This is a genomic window from Acidocella sp. MX-AZ02 (assembly GCF_000306035.1).
GTDB classification, from domain to species: domain Bacteria; phylum Pseudomonadota; class Alphaproteobacteria; order Acetobacterales; family Acetobacteraceae; genus Acidocella; species Acidocella facilis.
In genome coordinates this window covers 949,952-963,741 of record NZ_JH976207.1, presented here as the reverse complement: position 1 = coordinate 963,741, position 13,790 = coordinate 949,952, and the positions used below count along the sequence as shown (strand labels likewise).

At 63.6% G+C, this 13,790-nt stretch carries 11 protein-coding genes; 4 read left to right on the top strand and 7 right to left on the bottom strand.

Annotation, left to right across the window (positions count from 1 at the left end; translation table 11 throughout):
• Window positions 1-24: 24 nt before the first annotated feature.
• Both hpnH and ispH read right to left on the bottom strand, forming a co-directional pair.
• The gene (gene hpnH, locus MXAZACID_RS04770; protein ID WP_008492983.1) at window positions 25-1,191 is read right to left on the bottom strand and encodes an adenosyl-hopene transferase HpnH; all 1,167 of its coding nucleotides are present in this window, start codon (window positions 1,189-1,191) and stop codon (window positions 25-27) included.
• A 12-nt stretch (window positions 1,192-1,203) separates the two neighbouring features.
• Window positions 1,204-2,157, bottom strand: coding sequence for a 4-hydroxy-3-methylbut-2-enyl diphosphate reductase (gene ispH / locus MXAZACID_RS04765; protein ID WP_008492982.1), 954 nt, complete (start codon window positions 2,155-2,157; stop codon window positions 1,204-1,206).
• A gap of 318 nt (window positions 2,158-2,475) precedes the next feature.
• Here ispH and dxs point away from each other — a divergent pair, with 318 nt between their 5' ends.
• From dxs to hpnJ, 4 genes are read left to right on the top strand one after another with little or no spacing between them, the layout of a single operon-like run.
• Window positions 2,476-4,407 carry a 1-deoxy-D-xylulose-5-phosphate synthase gene (gene dxs / locus MXAZACID_RS04760; protein ID WP_039884997.1) on the top strand — a complete coding sequence of 644 codons (1,932 nt, stop codon included), beginning with the start codon at window positions 2,476-2,478 and terminating at the stop codon, window positions 4,405-4,407.
• Between the two features lie 18 nt (window positions 4,408-4,425).
• On the top strand, window positions 4,426-5,037 hold the full coding sequence (locus tag MXAZACID_RS04755) for an ABC transporter substrate-binding protein (protein WP_039884996.1): 612 nt from the start codon (window positions 4,426-4,428) through the stop codon (window positions 5,035-5,037).
• A 34-nt stretch (window positions 5,038-5,071) separates the two neighbouring features.
• On the top strand, window positions 5,072-6,211 hold the full coding sequence (hpnI, locus tag MXAZACID_RS04750) for a bacteriohopanetetrol glucosamine biosynthesis glycosyltransferase HpnI (RefSeq protein ID WP_008492979.1): 1,140 nt from the start codon (window positions 5,072-5,074) through the stop codon (window positions 6,209-6,211).
• Between the two features lie 8 nt (window positions 6,212-6,219).
• Window positions 6,220-7,656 carry a hopanoid biosynthesis associated radical SAM protein HpnJ gene (gene hpnJ / locus MXAZACID_RS04745; RefSeq protein ID WP_008492977.1) on the top strand — a complete coding sequence of 479 codons (1,437 nt, stop codon included), beginning with the start codon at window positions 6,220-6,222 and terminating at the stop codon, window positions 7,654-7,656.
• Between the two features lie 223 nt (window positions 7,657-7,879).
• Here the strand turns inward: hpnJ and MXAZACID_RS04740 are convergent, their stop codons facing one another.
• From MXAZACID_RS04740 to MXAZACID_RS04720, 5 genes are all read right to left on the bottom strand, one after another.
• Entirely contained in the window at window positions 7,880-8,368 is a 489-nt protein-coding gene (locus MXAZACID_RS04740; RefSeq protein ID WP_008492976.1) for a peptidylprolyl isomerase, read from the bottom strand.
• Window positions 8,369-8,424: 56 nt separating this feature from the next.
• Window positions 8,425-8,931, bottom strand: coding sequence for a pantetheine-phosphate adenylyltransferase (gene coaD, locus MXAZACID_RS04735; protein ID WP_008492975.1), 507 nt, complete (start codon window positions 8,929-8,931; stop codon window positions 8,425-8,427).
• Window positions 8,924-11,659, bottom strand: coding sequence for a DNA gyrase subunit A (gyrA, locus tag MXAZACID_RS04730; RefSeq protein WP_008492974.1), 2,736 nt, complete (start codon window positions 11,657-11,659; stop codon window positions 8,924-8,926). The genes coaD and gyrA overlap by 8 nt, the downstream gene beginning before the upstream one ends.
• A gap of 141 nt (window positions 11,660-11,800) precedes the next feature.
• On the bottom strand, window positions 11,801-12,388 hold the full coding sequence (gmk, locus tag MXAZACID_RS04725; RefSeq protein ID WP_083878472.1) for a guanylate kinase: 588 nt from the start codon (window positions 12,386-12,388) through the stop codon (window positions 11,801-11,803).
• The gene (locus tag MXAZACID_RS04720; protein WP_008492971.1) at window positions 12,381-13,280 is read right to left on the bottom strand and encodes a YicC/YloC family endoribonuclease; all 900 of its coding nucleotides are present in this window, start codon (window positions 13,278-13,280) and stop codon (window positions 12,381-12,383) included. Before MXAZACID_RS04720 ends, gmk begins: the two co-directional genes overlap by 8 nt.
• Window positions 13,281-13,790 lie beyond the last annotated feature (510 nt).

Below are 13,790 nucleotides of genomic sequence, written 5' to 3'. Positions count from 1 at the left end.
CCAAAAACATCCCCCAGCCTTACCTCACTCCGCCGGCTGCGCCGCCGCCTGGCGCGCCGCCTTGGCGGCATGGATCTCGGCCATCTTGCTGTCCACGTGCCGGGTAAACACGTTGAAATCGGCCTTGCGGGCCTTATCCAGCGGAATATCCTTGGCCATGGCGCCCTCGGTCTTGATGCCCTTCAGCGCGACCTTGGCGATCTGCCAGGGGCGCTTGATGGAATCCATCACCGCCGTGGCCTCAAAACCGGAATGCACCATGCAGTCGGAGCATTTCTCGTAATTGCCCACACCGTATTTATCCCAGTCGGTGCTGTCCATCAGCTCCTGATAGGTCTTGGCGTAGCCTTCGCCGAGCAGGTAGCAGGGGCGCTGCCAGCCGAACACGTTGCGGGTCGGGTTGCCCCAGGGGGTGCAGGCGTAGGACTGGTTGCCGGCCAGGAAGTCCAGGAAGAGCGGGGACTGGGTGAATTTCCACACCTTGCCGCGCTTCTTGCTCTCCTTGCCACGGCGGAACACCGCGCGGAACAGCTCCTTGGTGCGCTGGCGGTTGAGGAAATGCTCCTGGTCCGGGGCGCGCTCATAGGCGTAGCCCGGCGAGGTCATCACGCCTTCAATGTCCAGATCCGCGACCATGTCGAAGAACGCCGCAACCCGGTCCGGGTCGGCGCCATCGAACAATGTGCAGTTGATGGAGGTGCGGAAGCCCTTGGATTTGCTGAGCTTCAGCGCGTCGATCGCGCGCTCATAGACGCCATCCTGGTCGACGGAGCGGTCATGCATCTCCTTGTCGCCGTCCAGATGGATGTCCCAGCAGAAATTCTTGTGCGGCTTGTACTGGTCGATCTTCTTCTCCAGCAGCAGCGCGTTGGTGCACAGGATCACGAACTTGCCCATCTTCAGATAGGCCTCGACGATCTGCGGCATTTCCTTGTGCAGCAGCGGCTCACCGCCGGCGATGGCGATGATCGGGGCCGGGCATTCCTCGGCCGCCTTGATCGCATCTTCCAGCGAGATGCGCTGGTTGAGGATCTCGTTCGGGTAATCGATCTTGCCGCAGCCCTGGCAGGCCAGATTGCAGCGGAACAGCGGCTCCAGCATCAGCACCAGCGGATAGCGCTTATTGCCCTTGAGATGCTGCTTGAGAATATAGCCGCCAACGCGGACGGCCTGGTTCAACGGTACACCCATATTTGGTTATCCTTAAACTTCAGCCACTTCGGCGGGCAATTTAAACTTCACATCTTCCGGCGTGCCGGCCAGCAGCTCGATTTCGACCTGGCCGAACCGGCGCATCCCGTCGATCACACCTTGCACCAGCACCTCCGGCGCGGAGGCGCCGGCGGTAAGCCCCACCTTGGCCACGCCATGGAACCATTCCGGCTGCAGGGCGGCGGCATCGTCGATGAGATAGGCCGGGCGGCCCAGCTCCGCGCCGATTTCACGCAGGCGGTTGGAGTTGGAAGAATTTTTGCTGCCCACCACCAAAATCAAGTCCACCAGCTCGGCCAGCTGATGCACCGCCTCCTGGCGGTTCTGGGTGGCATAGCAGATATCCTTGACATCCGGGCCGACAATCGCCGGGAAACGCGCGCTGAGCGCGGCGATGATGCCGCGCGTATCGTCGACGGACAGCGTGGTCTGGGTGATGTAGGAGAGCTTTTCCGGATCCTTGACCTCCAGCGTCTCCGCATCCTCGACCGTCTGCACCAGATACACGGTGCCGTCGATCTGGCCGATCGTGCCTTCCACCTCTGCGTGCCCGGCATGGCCGATCAGCACAATTTCACGGCCTTGCGCGGCGTAGCGGCGGCCTTCGGCATGCACCTTGGCCACCAGCGGGCAGGTCGCGTCGATCACCGGCAGCTCGCGGTCGGCGGCGGCCTGCACCACTTTGCGGGCGACGCCATGGGCGGAAAACACGGTCCAGGCGCCTTCCGGCACCTCGTCCAGCTCATCGACGAACACCGCGCCGCGCGAGCGCAGATCCTCGACGACGTGGCGGTTATGCACGATTTCGTGGCGCACATAGATCGGCGGGCCGAATTTGGTCAGCGCCCGTTCGACAATGTCGATCGCCCGCTCCACCCCGGCGCAGAAGCCGCGGGGCTGCGCCAGAATGACCCGCAATGTTTTCGGGGGCTGTGAACCGTCCATGTTTTCTCAATCCTGTCTGCTGGCTGTTGCCCGCGCGTCACGCCGCAACGCATTCTCGCACAGCAATAAGTCATTGCCTCCACAATCCGCAAGCGTGCACATAGTATAAGCTTGCATCTCAGGCGGCGGCTGCGGAATGGCAGCCTCCTGTTTCGGTTGGGGGCTTCTGGCTTTTCGGCGCCCGGTCGCCTATGTGTGAGGGATGTATAAATAATAGCCCCGCCGCGAATCGGGTGGAGCGTTTATGAATAGGTTAGAGCGTATGACAGGGACCACCATGGGCAAAGCAGCGCGGACGCAAAACGGAGCTTGTTGCTGATGCCCCCGAAAACCCCCTTGCTCGACCGGGTGAATGTGCCTGCAGACCTGCGCAATTTCTCGATCGAGCAGCTGAAACAGCTGGCGGACGAGCTGCGCGCCGAGACCATCGATACCGTCTCCGTCACCGGTGGCCATCTGGGCTCCTCGCTCGGCGTGGTCGAGCTGACCGTCGCCATCCATGCCGTGTTCGACACCCCGCGCGACCGGCTGATCTGGGATGTCGGGCATCAATGCTACCCGCATAAAATCCTCACCGGCCGGCGCGATCGCATCCGCACGCTGCGCCAGCCGGGCGGGCTGTCCGGCTTCACCCGCCGCTCCGAGAGCGAGTACGACCCGTTCGGCGCCGCCCATTCCTCCACCTCGATCTCCGCCGGGCTCGGCATGGCCGTGGCCCGCGACCTGAAGAAGGAAGCGGACCCGCGCAACGTCATCGCCGTGATCGGCGACGGCTCGATGTCCGCCGGCATGGCCTATGAGGCGATGAATAATGCCGGGGCGATGCGCTCGCGCCTGATCGTGGTGCTGAACGACAATGACATGTCGATCGCCCCGCCGGTCGGCGCGATGAGCGCCTATCTCTCCACCCTGATCTCCTCGCGCAGCTTCATGAGCCTGCGGGATTTCGCCGCCAAGATGGCCAAGCGCTTCCCCCGCCCGATCGAGCGCACCGCCCGCAAGGCCGAGGAATATGCCCGCGGCATCCTCACCGGCGGCACTCTCTTCGAGGAGCTGGGCTTCTATTATGTCGGCCCGATCGATGGGCATAATATGGAGCATCTGATGCCGGTGCTGCGCAATCTGCGCGATTCGGAAGCGAATGAGCCGGTGCTGCTGCATATCGTAACGCAAAAGGGCAAGGGCTACGCCCCGGCCGAGGCCGCCGCCGACAAATATCACGGCGTGCAGAAATTCAACGTGGTCACCGGCGAGCAGAAAAAGGCGCCGCCCGGCCCGCCGACCTATACCTCCGTTTTCGCCAAGGCGCTGATCGCCGAGGCCGAGGCGGATCCCGCCGTGGTTGCGGTCACCGCCGCGATGTCGCCGGGCACCGGGCTGGACAAGTTCGAGGCGAAATTCCCGGACCGCATGTTCGATGTCGGCATCGCCGAGCAGCATGCGGTCACCTTCGCCGCCGGCATGGCGACCGAAGGGCTGAAGCCGTTCTGCGCGATCTATTCCACCTTCCTGCAGCGCGGCTACGACCAGCTGGTGCATGACGTGGTGCTGCAGAGCCTGCCCGTGCGCTTCGCCATGGACCGCGCCGGCCTGGTCGGCGCGGACGGCGCCACCCATGCCGGCGCCTATGACCTCGCCTTCCTCGGCCCGATGCCGCGCATGGTGATCATGGCCCCGTCCGACGAGGCCGAGCTGATGCATGCCGTGGCCACCGCCGCCGCCATCGACGACCGCCCCTCCGCCTTCCGCTATCCGCGCGGCGAGGGTCTGGGCATCGAGCTGCCGGCGCGCGGCACGCCGTGGGAGATCGGCAAGGGCCGCATCCTGCGCGAGGGCGGCAAGGTTGCCATACTCGTGCTCGGCACCCGCCTGCAGGACGCGCTGAACGCCGCTGACCAGCTCGCCGCCAAGGGCTTCCCCGCGACAGTCGCGGATGCGCGCTTCATGAAGCCGCTGGATACCGATCTGATCGACCAACTCGCCCGCCATCATGAGGTGCTGATCACCATCGAGGAAGGGGCCGCCGGCGGCTTCGGCGCGGCGGTGGCGCATCACTTGGCCTGGAGCGGCGCCTTCGATAAAGGGCTTAAATTCCGCCCGATGACGCTGCCGGACCGGTTGATCGACCATAACAGCCCGGCCGCGCAGATGATCGAAGCCGGGCTGACGGCGCAGGATATCGCCACCCACGCGCTGACCGCGCTCGGGTTGCAATCTTTCCATGATTTTGTCGCGATGCCGGCGCAATAGGTCTCCTATATGAAGCGCATGAAACATTCACTCCGCTTCACGGCGCTGGCGCTCAGCGCCAGCCTCGCTTTCCCCCCCTGCGCCTTCGCGGCCGGTTCCGCCGCCAGCGCGCCCGTCTCCACGCTGGACACCGCGCTCATCGCCTCGATGAAGGCGGCAAAGAGCCAGGGCTTCCAGGCCCGCTACCAGGCGCTCGCCCCGGTGGTGGAGAAAGCCTATAACCTGCCGGAAGTGACGAAGAATTCCGTCGGCTTCCTGTGGTCCACCCTGCCGGCGGACCAGCAGAAAGAGCTGATCGAGCTGTTCACCCAGTTCACCATCACCAGCTATGTCGCCGAGTTCAACGGCTATAGCGGCCAGACCATCACCATCCTGCCCGAGGAAAAGAGCCTGGGCGGTAAGAAGATCGTCGAAACCAAGCTGGCCTCGCCCGGCGATACCGGGGTTGAGATCGATTATGTGGTGGCGCAAGGCGCGAATGGCTGGCAGATCGAGGATGTGCTGCTGAATGGCACCATCAGCCAGGTCGCCGTGCACGCCTCGGACTTCGCCTCGCTGGTGAAATCCGGCGACGCCTCGCAGCTGATCGCGGCGCTGAAGACCAAGATCAAAGCCCTGCAAGCGAGCTAATTCCCTTCCCTTCTGTTCGGTAAACGCGCCTCCTTTGCAATTTCTGGCTTTACTCACCGCTCTGTTCGCCCTTGTCGGGGTGGTGCAGCTTTTCCTGGGCGCGCGTCTGACCGAGCGTTTCTGTGCCCCCCGGCCCCGCCGCGACTCCGCGGCGCGGCCGGGTGTCACCGTGCTGAAGCCGCTGCATGGCGATGAAATCCTCAGCGAAGTGGCGCTGGAATCCTTCTTTTTGCAGGATTATCCGGACTACCAGCTGGTCTTCGGGGTGCAGAGCCAGGATGATCCGGTGTTGCCGCTGATCGGCCGCTTGCGCAAACGCCATCCCGGGCGCGACGTGGCGCTGATGGTCAACGACACCCCGCATGGCCGCAATCGCAAGATCGCAAACCTCATAAATATGCGCCCGCTCGCCCGGCATGAGCTGCTGGTGATCTCGGATGCGGATGTGCATGTGCCGCCGCATTTCCTTTCGGATGTCGTCGCCACGCTGGAGATGCCCGGTGTGGGGCTGGTGACCAGCCTCTATACCGGCCTGCCCGGCAACCGGGACCTCCCGGCTCTGCTCGGCGCCATGCAGATCAACCAGGGTTTCCTGCCCGGCGTGCTGCTGGCCCGCCAGTTGGGGCGGCAGGATTGCCTGGGCGCGACCATGGCCATCCGCAAGAGCCTGCTGACCCGCATCGGCGGGCTGGAGGCGCTGGCCGACCATCTGGCGGACGATCAGCTGCTCGGCCGCAAGGTGCTGGCGGCGGGCGAGCGCGTGGCGCTGGCGCCGGTCATCCCCGCCACCACCGTGCCGGAAGAGAGCTTCGCCAGCCTGTTCAGCCATGAGCTGCGCTGGGCCCGCACCATCCGGGCGCTGGAGCCGCTGGGCTTTGCCGCCTCGGTGTTGCAGATCCCGCTGCTCTGGGCGGCCCTCACTCTGGTTTTCTCCGGCTTCGGGCTGTGGAGCCTGGCGCTGTTCCTGCTGGTGTGGGCGGCGCGGGTGGTGCTGGGCTGGCGGATCGAGGCGGCGCTGCGCATCGCCCGCACGCGAGAGATCTGGCTTTATCTGTTGCGTGATTTCTTCAGCACGATCATTTATATAGCCGGCTTCATGGGCAACCGCGTCGTCTGGCGCGGCCAGTCCATGGCCGCCGATAAGGGCCATCCAGCCCCTGGTTCGAGAGAGTGAGTGACAAAATGACGATGAAAACCCTGTTTCTGCAGCCACCCTCCTTCGATGGCTTCGATGGCGGCGCGGGCTCTCGCTACCAGGCCAAGCGCGAGATCAAGAGCTTCTGGTTCCCGACCTGGCTGGCCCAGCCCGCGGCCCTGCTGCCGGACTCCACCCTGATCGACGCCCCGCCGGCGAAGCTGACCATGGCGGATGTGCTCCCGCACGCCACCACCCACCAGCTGCTGATCATCCACACCTCTACCCCTTCTTTCGCCAATGACGTGAAGGTGGCGGAAGAGTTCAAGAAGCTGAACCCGGCGATGATGGTCGGCTTCATCGGCGCGAAGGTCGCGGTGCAGCCGATCGAGAGCCTGGAGCGCGCCCCGGTTCTGGATTTCGTCTGCGGCAATGAGTTCGATTTCACCATCAAGGAAATCGCCGAGGGCAAGCCCCTGCCAGAGGTGCTCGGCATCTGGTGGCGCAACGGCAATGGCGAGATCGTGAAGAACGAGGACCGCCCGCTGCTGATGGACATGGACGAGCTGCCCTTCGTCGTCGACGTGTACAAGAAGCATCTGCGGATGGAGGATTACTTCATCGGCTATCTGAAGCACCCCTACATATCGATCTATACCGGCCGCGGCTGCAAATCCCATTGCACCTTCTGCCTGTGGCCGCAGACGGTGGGCGGGCATAAATACCGCACCCGTTCCGTGGGCAACGTGATCGCCGAGGTCAAGCGCGCCATCGAGCTGTTCCCGAACGTGCAGGAAATCATGTTCGATGACGACACCTTCACGGATAACCTGCCGCGCGCCGAGGAGATCGCCCGCGAGCTTGGCAAGCTGAAAATCTCCTGGTCCTGCAACGCCAAGGCCAATGTGCCCTACAGCACGCTGAAAGTGCTGAAGGAGAACGGTCTGCGCCTGCTGCTGGTGGGGTATGAATCCGGCAACCAGCAGATTCTGCACAACATCAAGAAGGGTTTGCGCGTCGATGTCGCCAAGCGCTTCACCGCGGATTGCCACAAGCTCGGCATCAAGATCCACGGCACCTTCATCGCCGGCCTGCCGGGCGAGACGCAGGAGACGCTGAAGGAAACCATTGCATTCGCCAAGGAGATCAACCCGCACACCATCCAGGTGTCGCTGGCCGCCCCTTATCCCGGCACCTTCCTGTATAATCAGGCGGTGCAGGAAGGCTGGCTGGATGTGGCGAATGCCGAGCTGATCGACGAGCATGGCGTGCAGATCGCGCCGCTGCATTATCCGCATCTCTCCCACAAGGAGATTTTCGATTCGGTGGAGACGCTGTATCGCGAATTCTATTTCCGCCCGTCCAAGATCCTGTCGATCCTGAAGGAAATGGCGCTCTCGCCGCAGATGTTGGTGCGCCGCCTGCGCGAGGGGCTGGAGTTCAAGGCGTTCCTGAAAGAGCGTCAGGAAACCAAACTGGCGTAAAAAAGTTTTTGGTGCCGCTTTTTTCAAAAAGCGGCGTCCCCAAAACCCCAAGGCGCTCAACGCGCCTTGGGGTTTTTCATGCCCGGCCGCCGGAGAAGGTCAATGCCTTCGCCGCGCACTCCATCAATCCCCAAGGCACGGGCATTAAAAAACCCGGAGGGCATCGAGCCCTCCGGGTTTTTGGTTTGCACCCTTTTTGAAAAAAGGGCGCCCCCAAAAACGTTTACGCTACGACCATCTTAATGATCGCATCCGGATCCTGCACCGAGCCCGAAGAGCCCGAGCCCTTCTTGATCTGCTGCACGGCATCCATGCCCGCCGTCACCTGGCCGACGATGGTGTACTGCCCATCCAGCCAGCTGCACGGATCGAAGCAGATGAAGAACTGGCTGTTCGCCGAATTCGGATCCTGGGTGCGCGCCATGCCCACCGTGCCGGTGAGGAAGCTCGCATCCTGGGTGAATTCCGCCGGCAGGTTCGGCAACTGGCTGCCGCCGGTGCCGGTGTTGGTCGGATCGCCGGTCTGCGCCATGAAGCCGGCGATGACGCGGAAGAATTTGCAGCCATCATAAAAACCCTGCGCGGTCAGCGTGCGCAGCCGCTCAGCCGCAAGCGGCGCCAGGTCCGGGCGCAGCGTGATGGTGACGTCGCCATATTTCAGCGTCATCTTCAGGTTGTTAGAGGCCGTGGTCTCGGCCATCGCGTCGCTCATGGTAGCTCCCGTCAGCAATGTAGCGGTTGTGGCAGTGATAAAGGTGCGGCGGGTGGTCATGCTTTCCCCTTCAGTTTTGCCTGGGTGGCCTCGCAGGTCTGCTTCGGCACGAAGCTGGAAATATCGCCGCCGAACGCGGCGATATCCTTCACGAACCGCGAGGAAATGAACTGATGCGTCTCGCTCGCCATCAGAAACACCGTCTCGATCTTGGAATCCAGCCGGTAATTCATCCCGGCCATCTGAAACTCATAATCGAAATCGGACACCGCGCGCAGGCCCCGGACAATCATGCCGGCTCCCACCTCACGGGCGAAATCGATCAGCAGGGAGGAAAACGGATATACCTCAACCGTAATCCCCACCTTCTCCGCAATCCCCGCCACCTCGGCGCGGACCAGTTCGACGCGCTCCTCCAGGCTGAAAATCGGCCCCTTGCCGATATTCACCGCCACCCCGATCACCAGCCTGTCCACCAGCCGCGCCGCGCGGGTGATGATGTCCAGATGCCCGTTGGTGATCGGATCGAAGGTGCCCGGATAGAGGGCGACGCGTTCAGGCATCGGCGGTTTCCCCAGGCTCCGCCTGCTCATCGTCCAACACCGGGAAGACGGAGGTGACGCGCTCATCATCATCGAGCCGGAACAAGGTCACACCCATCGCGGTGCGGCCGGTGAGGCGCACCTGGTCCGCCGGCACGCGGATCAGCCGCCCGCCATTGGTCACCAGCATCACATCATCGCCCGGGCGCACCGCGAAGCTCGCCGCCACGGCGGTGCCGTTGCGCTTGGCATTCAGCGTGATGTTGGCCACACCCTGGCCGCCACGGCCGGTGACGCGATATTCGTAGGCCGAAGAGCGCTTGCCAAAGCCGGAATCGGTGACGGTGAGCAGAATTTCTTCCGCCTCGCCAAGCTCCTTGATCTTCTCTTCAGAAATCGCGATCTCAGCCACCGCCTCGTCGCTCTCTTCCGGCGCCGCGCCCTCTTCATCCGCCGCCGCATTGCGCTGCTTCAGATAGGCCGCGCGCTCTTCCACGCTGGCCTCGACATGGCGCAGCACGCACAGGCTCATCACCTCGTCATCCTTGCCCAGCCTGATGCCGCGCACACCGGTGGAATCCCGCCCGGAGAACACACGCAGCGTCTCATCGCTGATCTGGAAGCGGATGCAGCGCCCCAGCTTGGTGGCGAGGAACACGTCATCCCCATCCCGGCAGGTGGCGACACCGATCAAGTGATCGCCCTCATCCAGCTTCATCGCAATCAGCCCGGAAGCGCGGACATTGCGGAAATCCGAAAGCTTGTTCCGGCGCACATTGCCCGAGGAGGTGGCGAAGACCAGATGCAGATTTTCCCACAGGCTCTCATCCTGCGGCAGCGGCAGCACAGTGGTGATCTGATCAGCCCCCAGCTCCGGCAGCAGATTGACCAAGGCCCGGCCTTTGGTATTCGCGGCGGCCTCCGGCAGACGCCAGATTTTCTCGCGATAGACCTTGCCGCCGGAGGAGAAGAACAGCACGAATTGATGCGTATGGGCGTTGAAGCTGCGGGTGACGATGTCATCCCCGCGCGTCGCTGCCGCCGAACGCCCGCGCCCGCCGCGATTCTGCTGGCGGAACACCTCCAGCGGGGTGCGCTTGATGAAGCCGTCGCGGGTGAGCGTAATCACCATCTGCCCCGGCTCGATCAGGCTTTCATCATCCAGATCCGCATCCAGATCCTCGATCGAGGATTTGCGCGCGCTGCCGATCTTGTCCTTCGCCGCGACGATCTCCTGCTGCATCACCTCCAGCCGACGGATGCGGCTGCCGATGATGTCCAGGAACTCCTTGATCTTCTCGGAGACTTCCGCAAGCTCGGCCTGGATTTTCTCACGCTCCAGCCCGGTGAGGCGGGCGAGACGCAGCTCCAGAATGCCACGCGCCTGCGCCTCGGTCAGCTTGATGGTGTTGTTGTCCGCCACCGCATTGCCGGAATCATCCACCAGGGCGAGCAGCGGCAGCACATCGTCCGCCGGCCAGTCCCGCGCCATCAAGGCCGCGCGCGCCGCGTTGGAATCAGGCGCGGCGCGAATGAGGCGGATCACCTCATCGATATTCGCCACGGCGATGCCAAGCCCGATCAACAGATGCGCGCGGTCACGCGCCTTGTTGAGGTCGAAGCGCGCCCGGCGCAGGATCACCTCCTCGCGGAATTCGATGAACAGGCGAAGCAACTCGCGCAACCCCATCTGCCGCGGCTTGCCGCGGTCCAGGGCCAGCATATTGATGCCGAAGCTCTGCTGCAGCGAGGTCAGGCGGTAGAGCTGGTTGAGCACCACCTCGCCGGTGGCATCGCGCTTCAGCTCGATGACGATGCGCATGCCTTCGCGATCCGACTCATCGCGTAGATCCGCGATGCCTTCGATCTCCTTGGCCCGCACCAGCTCGGCGATGCGCTCCAGCAGCGTCGATTTATTCACCTGATACGGAATCTCGGTGACGATGATTGCGTCACGATCCTTGCGGATCTGCTCGATCGTCGCGCGCGAGCGCATGATGATGGAGCCGCGCCCGGTCTCGTAGGCATTGCGAATGCCGGAGCGGCCGAGAATGATGCCGGCAGTCGGGAAATCCGGGCCCGGCACGATTTTCATTAGCTCTTCCAGCGTGATTTCCGGATTGGAAATCATCGCCAGCACCGCATCCATGATCTCGGTGGGGTTGTGCGGCGGGATATTGGTCGCCATGCCCACCGCGATGCCGCCGGCGCCATTGATCAGCAGATTCGGGAAAGCGGCGGGCAGAACCTTCGGCTCCTGCTCGCTTTCATCGTAGTTGGCCTGGAAATCGACAGTGTCCTTGTCAATATCGGCCAGCAGCAGCATCGCCGGCGGGGCCAGACGCATTTCGGTATAACGCGAGGCGGCGGGGTTATCGCCGTCGATGGAGCCGAAATTGCCCTGGCCGTCGATCAGCGGCAGGCGCATGGAGAAATCCTGCGCCAGACGCACGCCGGCCAGATACACCGCCTGGTCGCCATGCGGATGGTATTTACCGAGCACGTCGCCGGTCATACGGGCGGATTTGCGGTAGGGCTTGTCGGGCGTGTTGTTCGCCTCGTTCATCGCGTACAGAATACGGCGATGAACCGGCTTCAGCCCGTCCCGCGCATCGGGGAGCGCGCGCGAGACGATGACGGACATGGCGTAATCCAGATAGGATTTACGCATCTCCTGCTCGATGGAAACCGGCTCCTGCCCGCGCGGCGTCAGCGGCCCCGCGCCCGGCTCGTCGGTGATCTCGCTCATGTCAGCGCAGAGTCGCGGTGGGGCCCGTTTGCCGTGCCGGCAGACAGGACGAAGATATTGATTTTACAGGCAAAAATTTTCCGCATTCTGCCTGTTTTATAGCATGCGCGCAGGGGCTTTACAAATCCGTGACCCCTGGCATCAGCCAGGGGTCTGGCGCTTCGTCTGCAACCGGCTGGCGCGCAGAATCGCGCGGATATCAGCCAGCGCCACATCCAGATCGTGATTTTCGACGATATAGTCGAACTCCCCGGCATGGCTGATCTCGGCCTCGGCATGCTGCATGCGGTGCGCCACCTGCTCGGGCGTGTCGCCGCGCTTGACCAGCCGGTTATGCAAAACCTCCAGCGAGGGCGGCTTGATGAAGACGCCGACCACATCCTCCCCCAGCGAGGCGCGCAATTGGCGGAAGCCTTGCCAATCGATGTCGAACATCACATCCCGGCCTTCTTGCAACGCCGCTTCCACCGGCTGGCGCGGCGTGCCGTAGGAGCGGCCGAACACCCGGGCATATTCCAGAAGCTCGCTCTGCTCCACCATTTCGTCAAAACGGTCCTGGGTGATGAAGAAATAATGCTTGCCTTCCTTCTCGCCGGGGCGGCGTTCGCGCGTCGTCACACTCACCGAGAGCGAGAGCTGGTCGTCAATCTCCAGCAACGCGCGCGAGAGCGTGGTCTTGCCGGCGCCGGACGGGGCGGCCAGCACCAGACAAAGCCCGCGCCTACTCAACGTTCTGCACCTGCTCGCGCAGCTGCTCGATGGCAGCCTTCAGCGCGAGGCCAAGATTGGTAAGCTCGGTGGACGCCGATTTGCTGCATAGCGTGTTCGCCTCGCGGTTGAATTCCTGCATCAGGAAATCGAGCTTGCGCCCCACCGCGCCGCCTTCGGCCAGCAGCGCGCGGGCGGAGGCGATATGCGCGGTCAGCCGGTCCAGCTCCTCGCGCACATCGGATTTGGTGGCCAGCAGAGCGATCTCCTGGGCCAGCCGCTCTTCCGGAAAACCAGTGGCATTGCCGAGCAGCTCCGCCAGCTGCGCGCTCAGCCGGGCGCGGTGCAGCGCCGGCTGCTGGGCGGCCAGGCTCAAAGCCTGAGCATGCAGCGTCTCGATCTCGGCCAGATTGGCACGCAAAATCTCGTCCAGCTTCTCGCCTTCATCGGCGCGGGCCCGCGCCAGCCCGGCCAGCGCATCGGCAAAGGCTGTCTGCACGGCGGCAACCAAGGAAGCCCGCTGCGCCTCGCTCTCCTCCGGCGCGGTGGAGCGCATCACGCCCGGCAGGCCCAGCAGCAGCTCGGCGCGGGGCGGCAGGGCGCCGGGGATCGAATCCGCCAGCTCGATCGCCAGCGCCTTGATCCGCGCCAGCGCCGCCATATCCGGCTGCACCTCATTCGCGCTGTCGCGCTTCAGGCTCAGCGTGCCCGAGACATTGCCGCGCTTCAGCGCCTTGCCCACCGCCTCGCGCAGCGGAAACTCCAACGCCTCCAGCCCCGGCGGCAGACGCAATTTCACGTCCAGCCCGCGCCCGTTCACGCTGCGCAGCTCCCAGGCGAAGCTCGCCGCCCCCTGCTCGCCCTGGGCGCGGGAAAAACCCGTCATCGAAACGATTTGCACTTGCTCTGTCATGGGCCCGGCTCTTAGCATTTGCGCGACCGACCCGCTACATGGAGCCCGCCTTGCCGGAATGGATGCGCGCAGCGCGCCGACTGGCCCCGGAGACGCTGGCGGCTTTGTTCGCCGCCTCCCGCCGGGAGGTCATCGAAACCCACATCGCCGCGCTGCCAGCCCTGGCCACAAGCTGGCAACCCGGCAAATGGCGACCTTGTCGATACGGATACGCAATGGCATACTCACCATGCTGGCCGCAGCGGCGTGGTGGGGCGCTGGAGCCAGCAGCTCGACCCGCCGCAGGCGGCCCACATCGCCGCACGGCTGCCGGGCTATATGGAGCGGTTCGGCTATCGCGCCTGAGGCGGCCGTGAACATTCAAAGATGTTTACGCAGTTCTCTGAATCTTAACCTTTTCCACCATATTCAGATGCTAAATTTTCCCATATCGGGCACGTCCAGCAGCGCCGAATGAGCGGCGCCGAAAAGGTAGACCAACATGAGCAGCCAGGCTCCTCAGACTGTTAT

Excerpts from the sequence above, each read along its gene's own strand:
- hpnH (WP_008492983.1), bottom strand. The coding sequence starts at position 1,191 with ATGGGTGTACCGTTGAACCAGGCCGTCCGCGTTGGCGGCTATATTCTC.
- ispH (WP_008492982.1), bottom strand. The coding sequence starts at position 2,157 with ATGGACGGTTCACAGCCCCCGAAAACATTGCGGGTCATTCTGGCGCAG.
- dxs (WP_039884997.1), top strand. The coding sequence starts at position 2,476 with ATGCCCCCGAAAACCCCCTTGCTCGACCGGGTGAATGTGCCTGCAGAC.
- MXAZACID_RS04755 (WP_039884996.1), top strand. The coding sequence starts at position 4,426 with ATGAAACATTCACTCCGCTTCACGGCGCTGGCGCTCAGCGCCAGCCTC.
- hpnJ (WP_008492977.1), top strand. The coding sequence starts at position 6,220 with ATGACGATGAAAACCCTGTTTCTGCAGCCACCCTCCTTCGATGGCTTC.
- MXAZACID_RS04740 (WP_008492976.1), bottom strand. The coding sequence starts at position 8,368 with ATGAGCGACGCGATGGCCGAGACCACGGCCTCTAACAACCTGAAGATG.
- coaD (WP_008492975.1), bottom strand. The coding sequence starts at position 8,931 with ATGCCTGAACGCGTCGCCCTCTATCCGGGCACCTTCGATCCGATCACC.
- gyrA (WP_008492974.1), bottom strand. The coding sequence starts at position 11,659 with ATGAGCGAGATCACCGACGAGCCGGGCGCGGGGCCGCTGACGCCGCGC.
- MXAZACID_RS04720 (WP_008492971.1), bottom strand. The coding sequence starts at position 13,280 with ATGACAGAGCAAGTGCAAATCGTTTCGATGACGGGTTTTTCCCGCGCC.